We start from the raw sequence: 20,664 nt of genomic DNA, 5'->3' as shown, positions 1-20,664 counted from the left end.
ATTTATTTCTGTTTTAATACAGGCGATGAACGCTTCTTTAAACGCCTTTTTTTTATAATCTTTTGATATCGCTTTTGTTTAAAACGAACCGTTGCTCTGTAAACACCTATATAAGATAAACCACCAAAAACAATACCTAAAAGAGTTCCACCTAAAATCATAGGACTCATAATTGTGTCCCATGCGCCTTTAAAGAGGAGAGAGAGATTTGACAATGTCAAACCATTAAATAGAGCACGAATTTGCGAAAGAGAAATCTCTTTGACATCGCTAAAAAGTGATAAACAAAAGTACCCTACTTTATAATCAGCCATGATAATCAATAAAAATGTGAGTGGATTAGAAAAAATCGTCCCAATGATTGCGGCAGCAAAGTTTGCACGCAAAAGCCAAGAAAAAAATATTGCCAAAATAATATGCAGCCCAAAGAAAGGGGAACAAGCTAAAAAAATGCCAACAGCAACCCCTAATGCTACTTCATGCGGTGTTGCTGATATACGCAAAATACGTTTATATATGTAGCAAAATGAGCGAGAAAATGAACGACGTGGCCATAACCAAAGTCGAATACGCGTTACAAAATCTATTGGTTCTCGACGACGAAAAAGCATATGACTCTCAATATACATCTTTTGATAATGAAATAACCTATATCATCCAAATTAATCTTTTTAAGCTTTTGCACAAAAAAAAAATAGAAAGACAATTAAATATTTCGACTGCCTGGTTTAATCGCTGGAAGAACAGAAAGCTCTGCAGGAAGAGCATCACTAGCATAAGAGGTTATCTCGTATTCAGCAAGCGCAATCAATGGAACTCCAACATTGACCTTACCACCAGAACGATCAAGAATACATGCACTGGCCAATACCTCTGCTCCTGCTGCAACAAGCGCTTCAACAGTCTCACGAATGGAAAGACCCGTTGTCACAATATCTTCAACAATAACAACCCGTGCACCCTTCTTGATTTCAAAACGACGCAATTCAAAGATGCCATTTACACGCTCTACCCAAAGAGAAGGAACACCAAGGTGACGTGAAGTTTCATAGGAAGGAATAAGACCGCCAATTGCGGGCCCAACAACATAATCAATTTTTTCCTCGATAGATTTTTTAATTTTTTCAGCCAATCCACGACATAACTTTTCTGTCAAGTCAGCATGCATGAATACTTTCGCTTTTTGCATATAAGTCGCACTATGGCGCCCCGATGTTAAAATAAAATGCCCTTCTAGAATAGCATCTGCTTGTTTAAAAATATCAATGACATCTTGTGTATTCATTGCTAAATCTTTCTTTTTATCCATGAACCCGCCGTACTGTACTTACTGAACCTGCCTTTTTTAATTGAGAAAAAATACGATTCAAATGTTTTAAATCCCACACTTCCAAATCAATCATAATTTCTGTAAAATCTGGTGCTGTACGGATAAAAGATAAATTTTGGATATTGGCATCGTTAGCAGAAATTATTTGTGTAATTTCAGCCAAAGAACCAGGACTATTTACAACCAAAATATTCATCCGTGCAGGAAAACGTTCATTCATTTGGGCATCAATATCCCAGCGAACATCAATCCATCGTTCTGGCTGATCATCATACGCCATCAAAGCTGAAGACTGTATTGGATAAATAACGATCCCAGCTCCTGGCTGCATAATACCAACAATCCGATCTCCAGGTACTGCTCCTTCCGGTGAAAAACGTACGGGTATATCTCCATGGGTTCCTCTAATAGGCAATGCTTTAGATTGATGATTCTCGACCTTTGCATTCTTTTCATTTTCTGGAACTTTAAAAATCATACCTTGAGCATTTTCAATATTAAACCAACCTTCTTCCCCAGGCCTAAAAGATGACTTTTGTACCACACGGTGATCTTGATAATCAGGATAAACCGCTTTAATCACATCAGCGGAAAACAGCTCTCCACGCCCAACAGCAGCCAATACATCCTCTACATCTTTACGTGCTAAACGTGGCAAAACTTTCTTCAAAAGGTCTTTTGAAAATTGCTTTCCCATATATTCAAATGAACGCTCGAGAATACGATATCCTAAACCCGAATATTGTTTACGTACCGCTGCACGACTTGCTCGTCGAATAGCTGAACGTGCTTTACCTGTGACAACAAGAAATTCCCATGCTGCTGGCGGAATTTGAGCGTGTGAGCGAATAATATCAACCTCATCACCATTTTTTAATTTGGTCATTAAAGGCATAATACGACCATTGATTTTTACACCCACACAAGAATCACCGATGTCTGTATGGACGGCATAAGCAAAATCAATAGGCGTAGCTCCTTTAGGAAAAGCAATTAATCGACCTTTCGGCGTAAAACAAAAAACTTGGTCTTGAAAAAGCTCAAGTTTTGTATGTTCTAAAAACTCTTCTGGATTATCTCCATCAGACAAAGATTGTATCGTTTGACGCAACCATGCATAGGCATTCGTTTCACTTGATAACTTCACAGTCGAATAATTGGAACCGCGCTCTTTATATATGGAATGAGCAGCAACCCCATATTCAGCAACTTCATCCATAGCAGCCGTTCTAATTTGCAACTCAACACGTTGTCTTGAAGGGCCAACAATTGTTGTATGAATAGAACGATAATCATTTTGCTTTGGTATAGAGATATAATCTTTGAAACGACCAGGAACCATTGGCCATGTCGTATGAATGACACCAAGAGCACGATAACAATCATTCACGGACTCAACAATCACACGAAATCCAAAAATATCCGATAATTGTTCAAAAGATAATGCTTTACTTTCCATTTTGCGAAAGACTGAATAAGATTTTTTCTGACGGCTTTTAACATCTGCTTTAATGCCATGCTCCAAAAAAAGTTTTGTCAATTCATTTTCAATTGTGGAAAGCAAATCACGGTTGTGTTTCAATAATTCAGAAAGTCGATTGGTAATCGTACGATAACCTTCTGGATTTAAATAAAAGAAAGAGAGATCCTCTAATTCCTCACGCATATCCTGCATACCCATACGGCCTGCAAGTGGCGCATAGATATCCATCGTCTCTTCAGCAATTCGCCGACGTTTATCATCACGCATAACACCAAGGGTACGCATATTATGAAGACGGTCAGCAAGTTTGACTAAAAGAACACGAACATCATCAGAAATAGCAATAAGAAGTTTACGAAGATTTTCTGCCTGTACGGCTTTCTTTGATACAAGATCAAGCTTATTAAGCTTTGTAAGCCCTTCAACCAACTTCCCAATTTCAGAACCAAAAAGCTGATCAATTTCTGCTCGTGTAGCGCTTGTATCTTCAATTGTATCATGCAAAAGAGCAACAGCAATCGTTGCCTCGTCCAACCGCATATCTGTCAAAATAGCAGCAACTTCTAAAGGATGAGAAAAATAAAGATCACCTGACGCACGCTTTTGATGCGCATGCTTTTTCATTGCATAATCATAGGCCCTGTTTAAAAGAGCCTCATCTACGTCAGACTTGTAACGTTGAACACGTCCAACAAGCTCACACTGACGCATCATACGAGCATATCCTTTATCTTTTCACACCCCTAATCTTTATTGAACACGTCCTATTAATAAAAGACACGAAAAATAATTGCTCCTCACATGACAAAGTATCTTTACTCCTGTAACATAAATTGCTGCAATTAATAATCGTCACTTTTTTCTGGAACAACCAAACCTTCAATACCCGCTAAAAGCTCTTCTTCTGACATATGATCAAATGAGGTACCTTCTTCTTGCGATGACGTATTAAAAACACTTTCAGCTTCACCTGAATGGGTAATAAATTCACTTGCCATTTCTGGCTCATCTACTTCCACATGCTTTTGCAGCGAATGAATAAGGTCTTCCTTTAAATCAGCAGGCGACAATGTTTCTTCTGCTATTTCACGCAAAGCAACAACTGGATTTTTATCATTATCGCGATCAACCGTAATCTGGGCTCCTTGTGAAATCTGACGCGCCCGATGACCTGCTAAAAGTACCAACTCAAAGCGGTTGTCAACTTTATCAATACAATCTTCTACCGTTACGCGGGCCATTTATGCCTCTTTCTCAAATAAAAAAATTTAATAGCGGATAAAGGAGTATATACAATAATCAAAATAAAACACAAGAAAAACAACACAAACTTTTATATTTTTTGATTAAAGAACTTATTTAAGAAAATTCTTGGAAAATTTATAAAAATGTATAACCTATTCATGCTCGTTATCAAAGTTTCTCGTAAAAGCATTCCAATAGATTGACTTCAAACAAAGGACGGTCTTTCTTGACAAAATATTTGTCTGGAGTATTCATCCTTTTAAAAGGAATACCAGCTATTTAAAATCCTTCGCAATAACGGCAGCCTTACGCATACTTTTTATGATAATATCTTTATCTAAAGAGAAAACTTTTTTTCTTTGAACATCATGTGTATTGCACTCTTATTCATCGAATAAATTACTGAAAGATGACCTCTTACACAATAATTAGCAATAAGTTTATATTAAACTTTCTTCTAAAAAAGTTTATTTATATTCATTATAGATTGTTTATCAAAACATAACCCGTCATATACGCTATAAAAGACTCAAAAAAAATAGAAAAACGATTGATGCCTAACACCATGAATAGCCAATTAACATCACTTTGCCCAGAACCACCCCAAAATTGCAATTTATGTCCTAGGCTTCATCAATTTATCGCTGGCTGGCGTGTAAAAGAACCAAGTTGGTATAACGCACCGGTGCGCCCATTCTTTCCTCATAAAGGGCCCGACACAACACGCCTTCTTATTGTTGGGCTTGCTCCTGGATTGCGCGGAGCAAATCGAACTGGACGTCCATTTACTGGTGATTATGCTGGGCACTTACTTTATTCAACTTTAAAAAAGTTTGGTTTTGCCCAAGGAACCTTTGAAGAAAGAGCAGACGATACTCTTGAACTTATTGATGCAGCAATCGTTAACTCTGTTCGTTGCGTTCCACCAGAAAATAAACCCACCGGTGCAGAAATTAACACGTGCCGCTATTTCTTCTCACCTCTTTTAACAAATCTTCCCAAACTTAAAGCCGTTATCACCTTAGGCACCATTGCGCACCATTCAACGATACGTGCCCTTAATGCAAAAGTTTTATCTCACCCTTTTGGACATGGTGAAATCAATAACATCGGCAGATTACGCATCTTTTCGAGCTATCACTGTTCTCGTTATAATACAAATACTGGGCGCTTGACAGACGCCATGTTTCACCAAATCTTTCAAGCAGCAAAAACATACTTAGATCAATGCTAAAACTGTTTTAAAAAGTGCTATAAATAAAGAATATCGAAATTGCATCCATCATCCATATCTTTTTAAAAGTCTTGCTTTTTCACGTCCCCAATCACGTTTTTTTTCCGTTTCGCGCTTATCATGAAGCTTTTTCCCCCGCGCTAGAGCGATCTCCAACTTAACGCGCCCTCGTTCATTAAAATAAAGTTTGAGAGGAACAAGTGTCATTCCTTCACGAGACGTTGCATTAAAAAAACGTGCCATCTCACGTTTTGAAAGTAATAATTTGCGCAAACGTCGTGGTTCATGATTAAAACGATTAGCCTGCGTATATTCAGGAATATAGCTGTTTACTAACCATAATTCCCCATTCTCAAAACTCGCATAGCTTTCAGCAATATTGGCATGATTAGAACGTAAGGACTTCACTTCCGCTCCCTGAAGGACAAGACCAGCCTCGAGATTATTAAGGATTTCAAAATTAAAACGTGCTTTACGATTGTCAGCAATTATTTTCCGTACGGGCGCGTTCTTTTTTTTATTCATGGCTTTGTCAATATCATTTTATGCTTTTAAAAGACCAGCATGACTGAGGGCTGCATCAATAATCTTCTTTGTTCTTTCTGTTAATGGAACAATAGGAGAACGCACAGTATCACCACAAAATCCTAATTTTGCAGCAGCATATTTAATACCTGCTGGACTAGGTTCAATAAACACAGCACGATTAAGAGGCATCAAGCGATCATTTAATTCTCGTGCTGTTTTATAATCACCACGAAAACAAGCTGCTTGAAGTTCTGCACAAAGCTTCGGAGCAACATTGGAGGAAACTGAAATACACCCCATACCTCCATGTGCATTAAAACCTAACGCCGTACAATCATCACCGGAAAGCTGCACAAAATCTTTTCCACACTTTTCACTTTGTTCACTAACGCGCTCAATTCTGCTCGTTGCATCCTTAACACCAATGATATTGTTAAAATCTTGATAAAGGTCTTTCATCGTTTCTACAGCCATATCGATAATAGAACGACCAGGAATATTATAAATTATAATCGGAATAGAAACAGCTTTGGCAATGGAAGAAAAATGCTTGTATAAACCAGATTGATTTGGTTTATTATAATAGGGAGTGACAACCAAAACTGCATCTGCACCAGCTTTTTGCGCGTATTGTGCAAGCTCTACAGCCTCGCTTGTGCTATTTGATCCCGCTCCAGCAACAACAGGAACACGCTTTGCAACCTGCTCAACACACAATTCTATAATCCGCTTATGTTCTTCATGACTTAACGTTGCTGATTCACCTGTTGTCCCAACAGGGCTTACACCGTTAATCCCTTGTGTGATCTGCCATTCAACAAAATCACAAAACGCCTTCTCATCAATTGCGCCCTTGTTATCAAACGGTGTGATAAGCGCAGTTATAGCTCCCTTGAGCATGATAAACTCCCTATAATGTTTGCTTTTATTTTTTTATAATCGCCTTTTATAAATTTTAAATAGAGCATAATCTTGCTCTATCATTGAAGCAAGATGAATTTCAAAAAAAGCCCTCATAAGATGAAAATGCCCCTCCTTAAATGTTGAACAGTTCTTTAAAATAAGCCGTCTATATTAACGCGTTTTTCACGCTTGTGTTCTATAAATCCTTAAGTTTTTACAAAAAGCAAGGTCTCAAGGTCTTTTCTCTATGCGTGTATTCTCCACCTCTCTTTTCGTATCAACCTTTACTGCACTTATACTGGCAATAAGAATTTTATTTTCAAGTGCATACGCGCAAACACCCCTTTTGCAAGGGAAAGCGCCAATCCCTTTGGTTCGCCCTACTCCCTTTACCACAAAAGAATCTCAAGACTCTCTTCAACAGATACACACGACATCACACAATACTGCTACACTTCAGCAACTGAAAGCTGGGCTAGATGCACTAGCAAACAACAATATTGCAAAAACAATAAATCTTCGTAATTCAATGGAAAAACATAGCCTTGATCGTCATATTTTGACATGGGCGCTGGGGGTATCAAACCAAGCGAATATACCAAGTTCTGAAATATTTAATGCAATCAACATGCTAAAAGGATGGCCAGGTATAGAAACGATGCAACGCAATGCTGAACGTGCTTTTCTTAACGAAACCAACGTTACACGCGCAATCATCCAAAAATTTTCTCATCACCCGCCCCAAACAGCACAAGGGATGGCTCTCTTCGCTAAAGCACTTATCGAAACCAGACAAACCACTCGTGCTCAACACATTATTGCACCATGGTGGCATAAAACACAACTCAGTGCAAAAGAAGAAGTATTTGTTCTTAAAAATGCAAGCGCTGCATTAAAACCTATTGATCATTTGAAACGCATGCAGTTTATGCTGTATGCACATCGTTTTGATTCAGCAGCACGCGTTGCAAAATTAGCCCATGCTCAATCTCTTTTTAATGCTTTTGTGGCCGTTGAAAAAAATGATCCTAGAGCTACACAAAAATTAAAAGCTGTAGAGAGATCATGGCAAAAAGATCCTCTTTTTCAGTTTGCTCGAATACGCCATCTTCGACGAACAGAGCAATATGATGCAGCCGCAGCACTCATGATGAAAACATCAAACGATGCATTTCGCCTTATGAACCCTCATTCATTGTGGAAAGAACAACGCGCCCTTTCTCGTGAAATGCTCGATTTAAACAAACCAAAAATTGCTTATCAACTCGTTGCAACGCACACTGGTATAACATCTGCATTAGCCGTCGATGCTGAGTTTCATGCAGGATGGTATGCACTACGGTTTCTTCATAACCCTAAATTAGCAATGCAGCATTTTTCACGTATTCCTCAACTCTCTTCTTTACCTTTTTATGCATCACGTGGATATTACTGGATGGGACGAACAGCAGAAACGCTAAAAGAACATCAAAATGCCCAGCAATACTTTCATCGTGCAGCTCATTTTGGTGCAACTTACTATGGTCAATTAGCCGCTGCACGACTCAACCAACAAAAGCTTAAAGTTTTCTTTCCCAAACCAACAACCGCTGAGCGACAACATTTTAGTGCACGAAAAGCGATCAAAGCAATTCAACGTCTTGAAGCAGCCGGCTATGCTGATTTTGCTAAAATTTTTTATAGAGAGCTCGGAAAAAGAATAGAAAGCCCCGGTGAATTAGCTCTTCTGGCTGTTATGGCAGAAAAAAATGGAGACTATTATACCAGCCTCAAAATTGGAAAAATGGCTGCTTTTCAGGGAAAAAATGTTGGTGCACTCTCTCATCCTCTGGGAGCTATACCAGCTTCTGCTAATATTTCTGTAGAAGAAAAATCGCTTATCTATGCCATTGCACGCCAAGAAAGCGAATTTAATCCAACAGCCATATCAAAAGCAGGTGCACAAGGTATACTCCAATTGCTTCCTACAACAGCAAAAGCACTGGCAAAAAAATACTCAATCGCATGGTCTCCTAAAAAATTTAGCAGTGATGCTCATTATAATGCAACATTAGGTGCCCATTTTCTCAATGAACAATTAGAACGTTTTAATGGATCCTATATACTAACTCTTATTGGCTATAATGCGGGTCCCCGTCGAGTTAATGAATGGATAAAACGTTATGGCGATCCTCGAGGACAATCTCTCGATAACGTCATTGATTGGATTGAACGTATTCCTTATACAGAAACACGTAATTACGTGATGCGTGTCATGGAAAATTATGGTGTCTACAAAGCAAGACTCACTGGGAAAATAGATATAAAAACCGACCTGCTTTCTGGTCGACGGAAATAATATGCCTTAACTTCCCAAATAGCATTTGAAAGCATTCATAAGAAGTATTTTTATTCCTTTTTAAATAGTACCCACATACCAGCCTTCTTATGTTGTATAAGCAAGTAATTTTAATTGATTCAGTATCAATAAATTCAAAATAAGAAAACCCTGCGCTATTCGGGTCTTTTATTCTAAATACAAAATGATGAATTATCATTATAAATCAACATGTCATACAAATAGTTCATTTCTTCTCAACATAAACGACAATATCATAGAGATTACAAATATAAGAGAAGAGTGAAACAAATAGCTCATCCTTTTACTGTTGCTTATTAGTCAATATTCAAATCTTGTAAAACAGCATATTTTAAAACTATTTTTTTCTGCTTATAACATTTCTATACCAAATAGAGAGTAGGTTGTTATATATATCGTTTGGATTATCTCTGATAACAGAAAAACAGACTCATTGAGTTAGAAAGCCTTAAAGACAAACAATTTTCTTCTGCCCCTTCCCTTTCATTCGGTTTTACGACTTTCAAATACGTCAATATCTTTTAATGATGAAGATGAAGCTTTGCTTTTTGTTTTTCTCATTTTTACATATAAGTTCACATCCTTCACACAAAAACAGAGCATCCCAAAATAGTATGTTTTTCTTATTGATATTCTTGTTTTATTTTAATGTTTCTAAGTCTATTTCACAACGGTGTATCTGGAAAGTACTTACGAAAATCCTCTCACGAACGGTATAAAAATCGATGAGACACGTTTAACCTTTACTTAATTACTTAATAAAAGCTATAGCTCTATCATCCCATAACTCCCAATGTTGCAACAACCCTTTCATTTAGAGCATTCATAAGAAGTATATTCGCTGCTTTTCAGAAGTTTTTATTCATGCTCCCCCCTCAACTTATATCATAAGTAAGCGAATGGTTTTGATTAATTCAACGTCAAAAAAATTAGAACAAACTATATTTTAACTTTCATTAAAATTATAAACAATCATTATAAATCAATATATTATAAGAAAAGCGCCCCGCATAAGAAATCAGCTAAATATTAGGGATACTCTGATTGTTTTATTCACTTTTGATGGTGGTGGTGGTGGAAAAGAACCAATGCGTTGAAGTGCCGCCATCGCTAATCGATCAAGTTCCGGATCACCAGCAGAGACTGCTACACGACTAGAAAAAATACTCCCCTGCTCATGTACCATAAATTCTAACTTCACCGTTCCTTTTGTATGACTGGTACGCTGTCCCACAATATAATTTTTTTGCCTTTCTAATTGTGACTGTACCTTTGCTAACCACTCCATTAACAACATATCTTCAGTCCCTGCTGTAACACCGCCCTTATTGGTGGAAGAAGAACGTACCGCCTTTGTATTGGAGCGCTTTACTACAGCCTTTGGCATCGGTATTGTTTTTTTGATAAACGCTTTATGCTCCACTTTTTGAGGAAGGGGGGCTTCTAAAGACTTTAAGTCATCCTGTTCTACTATATGCTGAGGTTCTTGCGATTGAACTTCATCCACGGATTGCAATCCTTCTAACTCCTGCTCTAGGAGATCAGACTGTAATACTTCTGGCTCTGTATTAATATCCGACTCTGTATGAATATCTGGCAAGTCTGTATCAACATCCGGATATACAGTTTCTTGCGCAAAAGTCAGCATAATCTCCGACGAGAGCAAGCCATTACTTACACCAATACTTTGAAAATAAAACTGCGCTCCCAATAATACATGCAAAAAGAAAGCTCCAACAAATGCACCAATCCAAAGAGTTAATAATTGCTTCGTATTTGCAAAATTCATCGTTTTTTCTGCCACTATTTTAAGCTTAATATTGGTGTTCAATCTCATTAAAACAGGCTATTTTGAAATTGCAACTTTTTTCTTGACTGATTTTGTCATGTTTAATATGGTTTTCCAGTGATTTTGTGTTGTTTTCAAAATCATTTCTACTTGGCTGGCAAGTTTTAATCAGCGGGTCCAGCCTTTTTGTATGTAAATAAAATTTCAAAACAGAGAGGGGACGTTAAAAGGGTTGTGATGTGTTATGCAAATAAGACGAAAAAATATCTATAAAAGCTGTGTGATTTTAAGTGCATTATCGGTCTGTATACCTTCATTTGTTTTCGCACGAAGTAATGATGGAGCTTCTGTCACTGAACTCAAACCAATTGTTATTGAAGAGAAAAAAATAGGGACGGCCTTGGATTCGGTCACTATTTTGACGAGTCGAAAAACCGCGAAAGATATTCGTGAAAAACAAATAACTGATGCCTATGATATTAATCGCCTTGATCCATCCGTATCCTATAACCCAGGGAATAACAGTTTTGTCATTCGTGGTTTAGAGGCAAGCCGTATTCTTACAACGATGGATGGTATCGTTCTTCCATGGTTGGACGATATATTCCGCGGAAATAGTGGTAACACAACGTTTGATTTTGGTGCACTTTCCACACTTGATATTATTCAAGGATCGGATTCTAGCCTTTATGGATCTGGTGCGCTAGGAGGAATTGTTGCTTTGCGTACCCTTGATCCTGAAGATCTTATCACAGAAGGAAAAAATTGGGGTGGTCTTATAAAAGGTGGTTATCATTCTGTTGATAATAGTTGGCACGTAGATCAAGCTGTTGCAATGCGTGCTCAACAAACGTTTTTGCTTTTCCAAGGTTCTTATGCGGAAGGTCATGAGCGCAAAAATATGGGAACCTTAGAAGGCTATGGAGAGCGCACACGTAAAAACCCTGCTCATTTTGATCAAAATAATTTGCTCTTTAAAATTCACCAATACCTTGATGATAATCACCGACTTGGTTTTACCGCCGAGCGTTTTGGTCACACCATTGATACACATTCATTGAATGCTTCTGAGAGATATTATGCCCCTAGTTCTGTTTATGATAAGGACGACAAACTTCGTGAACGCCTTTCTCTTTCTTATGACTATAACGGCAATGAAGATGCACTTTTTGATGCATTTCGTGGGCAGATTTATTGGCAAAGACAGTCAAATCGTCATATTCTGACCGGATTTCGTGTTAGGGCCCCCAAAGGGGATTTTTTGAGAGATAATTTTTTGCGTAATACTAATTATGGTATCAATGCTAACGCTCTCAAGAAAGTTCATATTGGCACTGTAGATCATACGTTAAAGATTGCCACTAATGTTTTATCATCTAAATTTCATCATTATTTGTTAGGGAAAGATAATTGTCATTTGGCGGAAAATGCACGGGGCTGTCTCTTTGTACCCGCTAATCGGTCAGATTCACCAGATGCGAATGGCTATAATTTGGGTTTTGTTTTCGAAGATGAAATTGGCTTTGCTGATAACCATTTCCGTATAACACCTGGAGTTCGTTATGATTGGTTTAAATATATCCCTCAAAAAACGTCCTCTTATGAGAAAGCTCTGATTTCTGACAAATTTCCTCCAGAAAGAAATGGTTCACGTTTTTCTCCCAAATTACGTATGGAGCTGGATGTTCGTAATCAAGTAACACTTTATGCTCAATGGGCGCAAGCTTTTCGTGCACCACGTATTCCAGAACTTTATGTCTCTTATATAAAACCCTCTGCTTATTATGTGAAGGGAAACCCTGATCTTAAAGCAGAAACAAGCAATGGATATGATGTTGGTATAAGGTATGGAAATGGAAATTTCGGCGGTTCAGTCAGTGCCTTTTTCAATCAATACAAGGACTTCATAGATACTATAGATAAAGGGCCATCAGAGGAATTCAAATTTGCGCGTCGCCATTACATAAATCGTGCGAATGTGCGTATTTATGGTGCTGAAGCCAAAATACATTTGGCTCTTAATGGTGGATTCCATAGCAATTTTGCTCTTGCCTATTCGCAAGGAAAAGATCTTGATAAAGATGAATATCTTAACTCAATTCCATCTTTAAAAGCGATTGTTGGGATCGGATATGCAAAAGAAATCTGGGGAGCAGACGTTGTTCTTACCTCATCTGCCAAACGCGATAAAGTTGCTAAGGAATCGGACTATCAAAAAATTCCAGGTTATAATATTATTGATGTGTCAGGTTGGTTGAAGCCATTTGGTGAAAAGGGTCCTGTTATAAGGGCTGGTGTTTATAATCTGTTCAATCAAAAATATTGGAATGTATCAGATCTTCCTTCCGGTGAAAGCTCAACGCCGAAGGATTATTATACTCAGCCTGGTCGCAACTTTAAAGTTTCGTTCGTGCAAAAATTTTAGTTACTTTTGTTAACCATTAGATCAATTAAAAAGGTTAGATCGATAAAGAATAAGTCATTGTGTTTCTGTTCTTCTTGTTCTCTAAACAACAGATTTTGAGGTTTACGCTTTAGCTTTTTGCAATTTATCGGTTTTTATTGTTCTACTGTTAATAAAAAAAGGGCTTATTTGGTAGTAGGTTGAACCATTAGTTGATAGTGGTTCGACTTACTGTCTTTGAGTTGAAAAATTAAACAATTAACCCTCAAACAGGTAACATAAGGATAAGCCCATGTCATACACAGCCGAAATGATTATTCGCTTGCGTGAAGAAAAAAAAGAGATGCGTAACCGCGATTTCGCGGACTCTATTGGTATATCCGAAGCAGAACTCATTGCGGCTTATTGTACAATTGGAAAAGCAAAAAAACTACGCGCTGATGTCGCTACTCTCTTGGAAAATGCTCCTAAACTTGGCACAGTTATGGCATTGACACGGAATGATAATGCTGTCCATGAAATAACAGGATGTTTTGAGAAAATTGTTCAAAGCCAGCATATCCCGATAACACTCGGTGAAATTGACTTGCGTATTTTTTCAAAAAAATGGAAGTTTGGTTTCGAGCATGATGTGATTATTCTCGGAACACCTATGAAAAGTTTGCAATTCTTTGATCAATATGGCATTGCCATTTTCAAACTCTATTCTAAAGACGCAACAAATATGGATGAATGGGCTGCACTTGTTGAAAAGTTGCTTCATGACGATCAATCACCTGTACTTGATATTTCTCCCGTTCTTACTCCAGTACAATGTGATACGACAAAGCTGGATGTTGAAAAGTTCCGAGATCGTTGGCGCCAGATGACTGATGTGCATCAACTTCATGAGATTATTTCTGAACTGAAAATTAATCGACATGATGCTGTAAAACATGTCGGAAATGAGTTTGCCGATGAGTTAAAAATAGAAGCTGTTGAAATGATGCTCAGACAAGTTGCACAACAAGAGTTACCAATTATGTGTTTTGTTGGTAATAAAGGATGTATCCAAATTTTCACTGGGCAAGTAAAGAACATTAAGCAAATGGGACCTTGGCTTAATGTTCTCGATCAGAAATTTCACCTTCATTTACTCGTTTCTGGATTTTATAAGGTATGGCGTGTTCGCAAGCCTACGATTGATGGGTATGTCAGCTCACTTGAAGTTTTCGATAAAGCTGATGAGATGGTTATTCAATTCTTTGGCGTACGCAAGGAGGGACAAAAAGAACGTGACGATTGGCGCTCTTTATTGAATAGTTTGCCATCATGCCAAGAAAACAGCAGTAACTAAGATAAGGTAAGGTTGGACATGTTCATATCTCTTTTACATAGGTTATCAAACCTTTTTCTTATGTGTTTACTGCTCTCTCTTACTTGTTTTTCTAAACAAGTAATTGCTGAACCTGCAACGCGTTTTCCTGAAAATGCTCGAATTGTTTCTATCGGCGGAGCACTTACAGAAATTGTCTATGCATTAGGAGCCCAAGATCAACTTGTCGCCCGTGATAGTACAAGTGTCTACCCACAAGAAGCGCTCAAGCTTCCTGTGCTTGGATATATGCGTGCTCTTTCACCTGAGGGTGTTTTATCACTTGCTCCAGAGGGTATATTGCTTGTTGAAGGAAGCGGTCCCGCTTCAACAATTGATATTCTCAAAAAAACATCGATACCTCTGGTGATCATACCAGAAGACTACTCCCGTGAAAATGTGATAGAAAAGATTCGCCTCGTTGGTCAAGCCATTCATCGGGAAGTGCAAGCCGCGGCGTTAATTGAGAAATTGAAGCGTAATTTTTTAGACAACGATGCGCTTTTGGCGAAAGTAACAAGACCAAAGCGTGTTCTTTTTGTTTTCTCTGTGCAAAATGGACGCGTCATGGCATCTGGAACAGGTACTGCAGCTGATAGTATGATAAAACTTTCAGGCGCTATCAATGCTATCACCGATTATAAAGGATATAAACTTCTTAACGGCGAAGCGTTATTGAAATCAGATCCCGATGTTATCTTACTTGTAAAACATGGTGCAAGATCAACCAGCATTGATAAGATTTTAGCCATACCGGCAGTTCAAGCAACAACTGCAGCAAAAAATCATGCCATAAAACAGATGGATGCCATGTATTTTTTGGGATTTGGTCCACGCACTGCAGACGCATCAAGAGAGCTTATTGAGATACTTTATGGTGCAAATCAAAACGGTAAGAGCTGATAAAAATGGTAGACGGTACATCCATGATGCATTTACCTGAAGCAAAAGAAGGTAAAAAAATAAGCCGTTCAAAGCAGGGGAAGATTTTATTATTAAGCTTAATAATCTTCCTTATCTTCAGTATTTTTGGTGGGCTCTTGAATGGTGCTGCAAAAGTTTCTTTCGTTGATCTCCTCCATGTGATGCTTACACAAGATTTTTCGGTAAGTAGTAAAACGCGTGATTACCTCGTGCTCATAGACATAAGGCTTCCCCGTGTTATCTTGGGATTATTGATTGGAGCAGCTTTAGCTGTCTCCGGTGTTCTTATGCAAGGGCTTTTTCGTAATCCTCTTGCAGATCCCGGAATTGTAGGTGTATCAGCAGGTGCTGGACTTGGAGCAGTCTTAGCAATTGTTGTCGGCATTGCTTTTCCTGTTTCATTTGCACCTTTTCTAGAGCCTTATAAAGTTATCATAGGTGCTTTTTTTGGTGGACTTTTATCAACGATTATTCTCTACATAATAGCAACGCATAATAGCTTTACCTCTATTGCAACCATGCTGCTTGCTGGTATTGCTCTTGGTGCATTAAGCAGTGCAGTTGTCGGAACATTGATTTTTGTCGCAAATGACCAACAACTGCGTGATATCACTTTTTGGAGTCTTGGCTCTCTTGCGGGCGCTACATGGTTAAAAGTATGGCTCGTTCTTCCTTTTATCGTTATTGGTCTTCTTTTCTCTCCCTTTTTATCACGAGCACTTAATGCCCTTGCTCTTGGAGAAGCTGTTGCTGGCCATATTGGTTTCCATATTCAACGCGTCAAAAATATTGCTATTCCCCTTGTTGCTCTTATGTGTGGTAGTGCTGTTGCTGTCAGTGGTGGTATTGGTTTTATTGGTATTATTGTTCCTCATATTTTACGTCAGCTCATAGGTCCTGATCATCGCTATCTCATTCCTTGCTCTGCTCTCCTGGGAGCAGCATTACTTATTTTTGCTGATATGTTTGCACGCTTAATTGTTGCCCCCGCAGAATTGCCGATTGGGATTGTAACAGCACTTTTTGGTGCACCTTTCTTTCTATGGATCCTTATATGCAAACGAGGAACAGACTTTTCATGATTGAAGCGACAAATATTTGTGTTCAGCGCGGAAAGAAGAAGATTCTTAAACACATTAATCTTCAAGCTAAAAGTGGTGCTTTTACCATTATTATTGGTCCTAATGGATCAGGAAAAAGTACTTTTATCAAAGCTCTGAGTGGTGAAATTCCTTACAGCGGAAAAATAACCTTAAATGGTTATAATGTACGCCAAACAAAAACTCATGTAATGGCAAAAATGCGCGCTGTACTACCACAATCAACAACGCTCGTATTTCCATTCTTAGTCCATGAAGTTGTAGGACTTGGTCTTTCTGTAAACCAATTTACCTTTGCCACAGCCGAATTGCAAAATCTTATCCAGAAAGCTTTAGAGTGCGTTGACCTTTCTGATTATGGCAACCTGTATTATCACCAATTATCAGGCGGAGAACAAGCTAGAGTACAACTTGCCCGTGTACTTTGCCAAGTCTGGAAACCTGTTCATAATGGGATTCCTCGCTGGATGATATTAGATGAACCTATTGCTAGCCTCGATATTCAACATCAAATCATCGTTATGGATATTGCTAAACAATTTTCCTATTCTGGTGGCGGCGTTCTTGCTGTTCTTCATGACCTCAATCTCGCGGCACATTATGCAGATAACATGATCTTGCTCAAGGAAGGTGAGATTTATTGCGAAGGAAATGCAACTAATGTTTTGACAACACAAAATCTCCGCAATGTTTATCATTGTTCTTTAAACGTTTCTGAATTACCTAAAGAAGATATCCCTTTTATACTCCCTCAAACGGCATCCTCCTATGAAATTAGATCTCTAAGCTGTCGGCTTCAATCTAAAAACTAAAGTCCATAGCAAAATAAAACACGCAAATATTCAAGAATCTTTTTTATTTTTATATGAACTCCTTTTTGTCATCTATCATTAAAAAAGAAGACCAAGCACCCTAAAGATATTTTTTGAAAAAACTACCAGTTTAAAATCTTTCAAGATTTTACGTAACTAAAAACATGTGAAGTTTTGTTTTGCTATCAAACTGTTAGATAATACGAATTTATACAACATAAATATGCGTTTTCCTACTCTTTCTATCACTTTTATCTTTATAAAAATGATTCAAGAAATGCGTACAAATGCCTTTGTTATAATAACGGGTGTATTATTTATATCCTCTAAGGACCATATAGAAATCAAGTACTTTTCTCCCCTCCACAAAAGATTTGTTTGTAGCTTTAATAGTAACATCTTCTTTATAACACATATACTTTAACTTTTTTTATAAATAAATATTAATTTATACTAATACTTTTTACTTTTCTCTTTCTATTAAAAAATTGTTTATTGGCATATCACAAAGAATTAACCTATTGAATAAAAACTTTAAAATAAACTCAATAACGCTTCTTGTAAGCCCCCCTAATGCAAAAACAATGCGGAATATAGGGATGAGGAGAGAGTATAGAAATAGCGTTTGTCTTCTGCTTCACAAGCATAATGATGATTCCACTCAAGGAGTACTATCATTTACAGATAAAGCCTCCACCATGGCAATGCAAAGAAATGAAATCGACAACAAGGTGAGAGATATCTTTATAAGATGAATTAACTCATACGGGGGTATGCTGTTTTTGCACAAAAAAACGTTAAAATATTGTACTTTATTTATGCCTCAGGTTGAAATTTTATCACCTTACCCCCTATCAAAACACCTTATGAAAAAATGTATCTCTAGATCACTTCACGGTACAGTTTAAATGATTTTTACATATTTTCCCTATGTTATCATACAATTATAAAATAAATTATATCCTTAACTCTTTCTTTCAATCATTTTTAAATTGTTTTTTGACTCTCTCAAGTATCCTATTAACAATATAGATTTCCTCTTCATATGCATAGAAAATAACGCGGAATTGCTCCGCGTTAACAAAATTATCAAGGTCTATAGATTATTTATGGACCCGACCATACTCATGATTTTATAGCATAGACAACGGTTGTATTAACAGGGCGCGTTTCTGCCTCACCCGTATGGGAAAGAGTTACCTTGTGTGTATGTGCACCAGCAGAAGCTGTTCTCCCTTTCAGGGTCGTATTATAAGTATAATGATTCGGGAGTCTCCCAATATCACCAACGGGCCAGCCTACCCCTTGATACTCAAAATTGTGTGCATGCTCGCCTGCGTTTTCAATGTTTCCAATATGCGTATGCGATTTTATGCTATCTTGTTGTTCATCCGCAAACTTTCTACCACCATCTAAACCCCGACCATTATCAAAGCCGCGTAAAAACATGCCTCTAAAATCAGGAACTTTAAAAGTTTTATTACTGTCTTTTCCCCATTTATCACCTATTGCATTGAATAACAGCGGATAATCTTCACGCTTATAGGCCTTACCATCACATAAAAGCCAACCATTTGGCACATTTTGCATAGCAAATGTTGCAATGAATCCAGCGGGGAAACTTTCTATCTTTGGTGGTGTAGGATTTAATAAATACCAACCCTCATGCTCTTTTATTAAAACACCATTATTGTATACCATTTCATAAATGCCATCTGTTTGAAATTCTCCACCTTCTAATGGTATAACCCCCACATCAGTGGCTTTATAGATAAGCTTTTCTCCTATATTATTAACAGTTATGGTTGTCGCGCCAATATTTACACCACAAGCTTTAAAACGTATGACGATATCATTGTTGTATTTCTTTATAGGCGAAACTGTCTTTAAAGTAATTAATGTTGTTTTATCATCCACATTTACTGTAAAGCTTGAATTAATAGATCCTCCATTATCTGCAAGATATTCACGTACGCGCTGCATCATCGCCCGTGCACTATCATTAACAGAACTAGGCGGCTGACCTTCTGCCCAATTAATGATACTATCTGAATAAGCATTTTCATCAGCCTTTAGAGACCAATCGTAAATATTAGACATTTTAAATCCCCCATTATTTTCATAGTTTTTCTAACAATTTCTCGTTCTGTGCACTAAAATGTGCGGCCGCTGTTGATTGGTACATCATAACCACTGTACCATCCGTATTTACGCATTTTATCTCTCTTCACTCCTTCCAATTTTATAACCTAAATTCACCAGACGCTTTTCATAACATTAGTATTAATGCTTTCTCTTCTAATGTGTAATGTAACCACCTCATTTGAGGTTACTCAGTATCTTGTTTTGTTGTTTTGCTGTTGTTATATAATTATTTCTCAAATCTTGCATCTTGTTGCAAAATTTATAAATACTGTTCAAAATTTTTCTTATTATGGATTTCATATAACCATTACTGAATGTAATAACTTATCACCCACATAGAAAGTTTCTGACTTAAACATTATCTTTTTTTATTTTTTCAATAGTTTAAATCTATCTCGTCGATATTTTATACCATATATTTTAAACAAAGAAATTCTATCTTTTAGCTATCATTTGTATTAAAATTTTAAAATTAGCTTCAAATTTTTTGCATGCTTCATTATGTTTTTATTCACATGCAGATACTTTGTTCTATTTTATTCAATTTATTCCTGAAATTGTGTTACAGGATTATCACCAATGTTTTTTTGAACAAGCTTTTGTTCAATCTAAATACATCATAGAGAATATATTCAATATGGCTATTTCCTCACGCTTTCATTGAACTGAAAAGAAATACTTTGAAATACTAAAGAAACACTACACACCTTCACAAAATTTGAAGGTTGTATCCGATCCGGAAAAAATTAAAAAGCATAACCTAGCGCCCTCCCCCAATTTTTATGAACAATATCCTTGTTTTTTAAACGCCCCATAACCAACTTTTCCCCTCCCACACTTAGCACATCTGCCTCTATATATTATTATATGTATATCTTTTTTGCAAGAACAATAAATCATTCTAAACAACATCTTGCAATTATTGGTGTTCTTCTTAATTCATGACAATATCAAAAAGCATTCTCTAAACTATTTTTCTAACTCATCTGCTTCATCAATCCAAACAAAAAATACGCTCCATCGATTTAACACTTGCTATACCCTTAACTATCAA

15 protein-coding genes are annotated in these 20,664 nt (G+C 37.2%); 7 read left to right on the top strand and 8 right to left on the bottom strand.

The genetic code is table 11. The annotated features are described in order from the left end of the window. Nucleotides 1–2: 2 nt before the first annotated feature. The 4 genes from ACFIK0_RS01805 to rpoZ all read right to left on the bottom strand — a co-directional run bounded on the left by ACFIK0_RS01805 (nt 3) and on the right by rpoZ (nt 4,054). Nucleotides 3–611 (bottom strand): DUF2062 domain-containing protein, encoded by a 609-nt coding sequence (locus ACFIK0_RS01805; protein WP_375630786.1) that lies wholly within the window; start codon nt 609–611, stop codon nt 3–5. 95 nt (nt 612–706) lie between these two features. Continuing rightward, the gene (pyrE, locus tag ACFIK0_RS01800) at nt 707–1,285 is read right to left on the bottom strand and encodes an orotate phosphoribosyltransferase (protein WP_273791120.1); all 579 of its coding nucleotides are present in this window, start codon (nt 1,283–1,285) and stop codon (nt 707–709) included. A 16-nt stretch (nt 1,286–1,301) separates the two neighbouring features. Further along, nucleotides 1,302–3,527: a bifunctional (p)ppGpp synthetase/guanosine-3',5'-bis(diphosphate) 3'-pyrophosphohydrolase gene (locus ACFIK0_RS01795; RefSeq protein WP_273791103.1), complete on the bottom strand. Its 2,226-nt coding sequence runs from the start codon at nt 3,525–3,527 to the stop codon at nt 1,302–1,304. A 128-nt stretch (nt 3,528–3,655) separates the two neighbouring features. Further along, nucleotides 3,656–4,054: a DNA-directed RNA polymerase subunit omega gene (gene rpoZ, locus ACFIK0_RS01790; RefSeq protein WP_273791104.1), complete on the bottom strand. Its 399-nt coding sequence runs from the start codon at nt 4,052–4,054 to the stop codon at nt 3,656–3,658. A 569-nt stretch (nt 4,055–4,623) separates the two neighbouring features. Here rpoZ and ACFIK0_RS01785 point away from each other — a divergent pair. Further along, a complete protein-coding gene (locus tag ACFIK0_RS01785; RefSeq protein WP_273791121.1) occupies nt 4,624–5,292 on the top strand; it encodes a uracil-DNA glycosylase in 669 nt (222 codons plus the stop codon). 48 nt (nt 5,293–5,340) lie between these two features. Here the strand turns inward: ACFIK0_RS01785 and smpB are convergent, their stop codons facing one another. After that, a complete protein-coding gene (gene smpB, locus ACFIK0_RS01780; RefSeq protein ID WP_012231306.1) occupies nt 5,341–5,817 on the bottom strand; it encodes an SsrA-binding protein SmpB in 477 nt (158 codons plus the stop codon). 18 nt (nt 5,818–5,835) lie between these two features. Further along, nucleotides 5,836–6,720 carry a 4-hydroxy-tetrahydrodipicolinate synthase gene (gene dapA, locus ACFIK0_RS01775; protein WP_273791105.1) on the bottom strand — a complete coding sequence of 295 codons (885 nt, stop codon included), beginning with the start codon at nt 6,718–6,720 and terminating at the stop codon, nt 5,836–5,838. A 250-nt stretch (nt 6,721–6,970) separates the two neighbouring features. On the opposite strand from dapA, the gene ACFIK0_RS01770 reads away from it, so the two are divergent. Next, complete coding sequence (locus ACFIK0_RS01770) at nt 6,971–9,061, top strand: lytic transglycosylase domain-containing protein (protein ID WP_375663396.1); 2,091 nt, start codon at nt 6,971–6,973, stop codon at nt 9,059–9,061. A gap of 1,039 nt (nt 9,062–10,100) precedes the next feature. On the opposite strand, the gene ACFIK0_RS01765 is transcribed toward ACFIK0_RS01770, so the two are convergent. Next, nucleotides 10,101–10,871, bottom strand: coding sequence for an energy transducer TonB (locus ACFIK0_RS01765; protein ID WP_375663410.1), 771 nt, complete (start codon nt 10,869–10,871; stop codon nt 10,101–10,103). Nucleotides 10,872–11,115: 244 nt separating this feature from the next. On the opposite strand from ACFIK0_RS01765, the gene ACFIK0_RS01760 reads away from it, so the two are divergent. From ACFIK0_RS01760 to ACFIK0_RS01740, 5 genes are all read left to right on the top strand, one after another. Beyond that, nucleotides 11,116–13,296: a TonB-dependent hemoglobin/transferrin/lactoferrin family receptor gene (locus ACFIK0_RS01760; RefSeq protein WP_375663395.1), complete on the top strand. Its 2,181-nt coding sequence runs from the start codon at nt 11,116–11,118 to the stop codon at nt 13,294–13,296. 271 nt (nt 13,297–13,567) lie between these two features. Then, nucleotides 13,568–14,611, top strand: coding sequence for a hemin-degrading factor (locus tag ACFIK0_RS01755; RefSeq protein WP_375663394.1), 1,044 nt, complete (start codon nt 13,568–13,570; stop codon nt 14,609–14,611). Nucleotides 14,612–14,629: 18 nt separating this feature from the next. Beyond that, complete coding sequence (locus ACFIK0_RS01750; RefSeq protein ID WP_273791109.1) at nt 14,630–15,532, top strand: hemin ABC transporter substrate-binding protein; 903 nt, start codon at nt 14,630–14,632, stop codon at nt 15,530–15,532. Between the two features lie 5 nt (nt 15,533–15,537). Continuing rightward, a complete protein-coding gene (locus ACFIK0_RS01745; RefSeq protein WP_375630798.1) occupies nt 15,538–16,635 on the top strand; it encodes a FecCD family ABC transporter permease in 1,098 nt (365 codons plus the stop codon). Next, nucleotides 16,632–17,465 (top strand): heme ABC transporter ATP-binding protein, encoded by an 834-nt coding sequence (locus ACFIK0_RS01740; RefSeq protein WP_375643106.1) that lies wholly within the window; start codon nt 16,632–16,634, stop codon nt 17,463–17,465. Before ACFIK0_RS01745 ends, ACFIK0_RS01740 begins: the two co-directional genes overlap by 4 nt. A 1,125-nt stretch (nt 17,466–18,590) precedes the next feature. Here the strand turns inward: ACFIK0_RS01740 and ACFIK0_RS01735 are convergent. Continuing rightward, the gene (locus tag ACFIK0_RS01735; RefSeq protein WP_375663393.1) at nt 18,591–19,565 is read right to left on the bottom strand and encodes a tail fiber protein; all 975 of its coding nucleotides are present in this window, start codon (nt 19,563–19,565) and stop codon (nt 18,591–18,593) included. Between the last annotated feature and the right edge of the window lie 1,099 nt (nt 19,566–20,664).

The sequence above is a fragment of the Bartonella sp. CL63NXGY genome (assembly GCF_042194905.1).
Taxonomy (GTDB): Bacteria; Pseudomonadota; Alphaproteobacteria; order Rhizobiales; family Rhizobiaceae; genus Bartonella.
Note: the sequence above shows the minus strand (reverse complement) of the source record. Positions and strands in the feature narration are given on the sequence as shown.

Bases quoted from the DNA above. Each gene is read 5' to 3' on its own strand.
- ACFIK0_RS01805 (WP_375630786.1), bottom strand. From the start codon at position 611: ATGCTTTTTCGTCGTCGAGAACCAATAGATTTTGTAACGCGTATTCGA.
- pyrE (WP_273791120.1), bottom strand. From the start codon at position 1,285: ATGAATACACAAGATGTCATTGATATTTTTAAACAAGCAGATGCTATT.
- ACFIK0_RS01795 (WP_273791103.1), bottom strand. From the start codon at position 3,527: ATGATGCGTCAGTGTGAGCTTGTTGGACGTGTTCAACGTTACAAGTCT.
- rpoZ (WP_273791104.1), bottom strand. From the start codon at position 4,054: ATGGCCCGCGTAACGGTAGAAGATTGTATTGATAAAGTTGACAACCGC.
- ACFIK0_RS01785 (WP_273791121.1), top strand. From the start codon at position 4,624: ATGAATAGCCAATTAACATCACTTTGCCCAGAACCACCCCAAAATTGC.
- smpB (WP_012231306.1), bottom strand. From the start codon at position 5,817: ATGAATAAAAAAAAGAACGCGCCCGTACGGAAAATAATTGCTGACAAT.
- dapA (WP_273791105.1), bottom strand. From the start codon at position 6,720: ATGCTCAAGGGAGCTATAACTGCGCTTATCACACCGTTTGATAACAAG.
- ACFIK0_RS01770 (WP_375663396.1), top strand. From the start codon at position 6,971: ATGCGTGTATTCTCCACCTCTCTTTTCGTATCAACCTTTACTGCACTT.
- ACFIK0_RS01765 (WP_375663410.1), bottom strand. From the start codon at position 10,871: ATGAATTTTGCAAATACGAAGCAATTATTAACTCTTTGGATTGGTGCA.
- ACFIK0_RS01760 (WP_375663395.1), top strand. From the start codon at position 11,116: ATGCAAATAAGACGAAAAAATATCTATAAAAGCTGTGTGATTTTAAGT.
- ACFIK0_RS01755 (WP_375663394.1), top strand. From the start codon at position 13,568: ATGTCATACACAGCCGAAATGATTATTCGCTTGCGTGAAGAAAAAAAA.
- ACFIK0_RS01750 (WP_273791109.1), top strand. From the start codon at position 14,630: ATGTTCATATCTCTTTTACATAGGTTATCAAACCTTTTTCTTATGTGT.
- ACFIK0_RS01745 (WP_375630798.1), top strand. From the start codon at position 15,538: ATGGTAGACGGTACATCCATGATGCATTTACCTGAAGCAAAAGAAGGT.
- ACFIK0_RS01740 (WP_375643106.1), top strand. From the start codon at position 16,632: ATGATTGAAGCGACAAATATTTGTGTTCAGCGCGGAAAGAAGAAGATT.
- ACFIK0_RS01735 (WP_375663393.1), bottom strand. From the start codon at position 19,565: ATGTCTAATATTTACGATTGGTCTCTAAAGGCTGATGAAAATGCTTAT.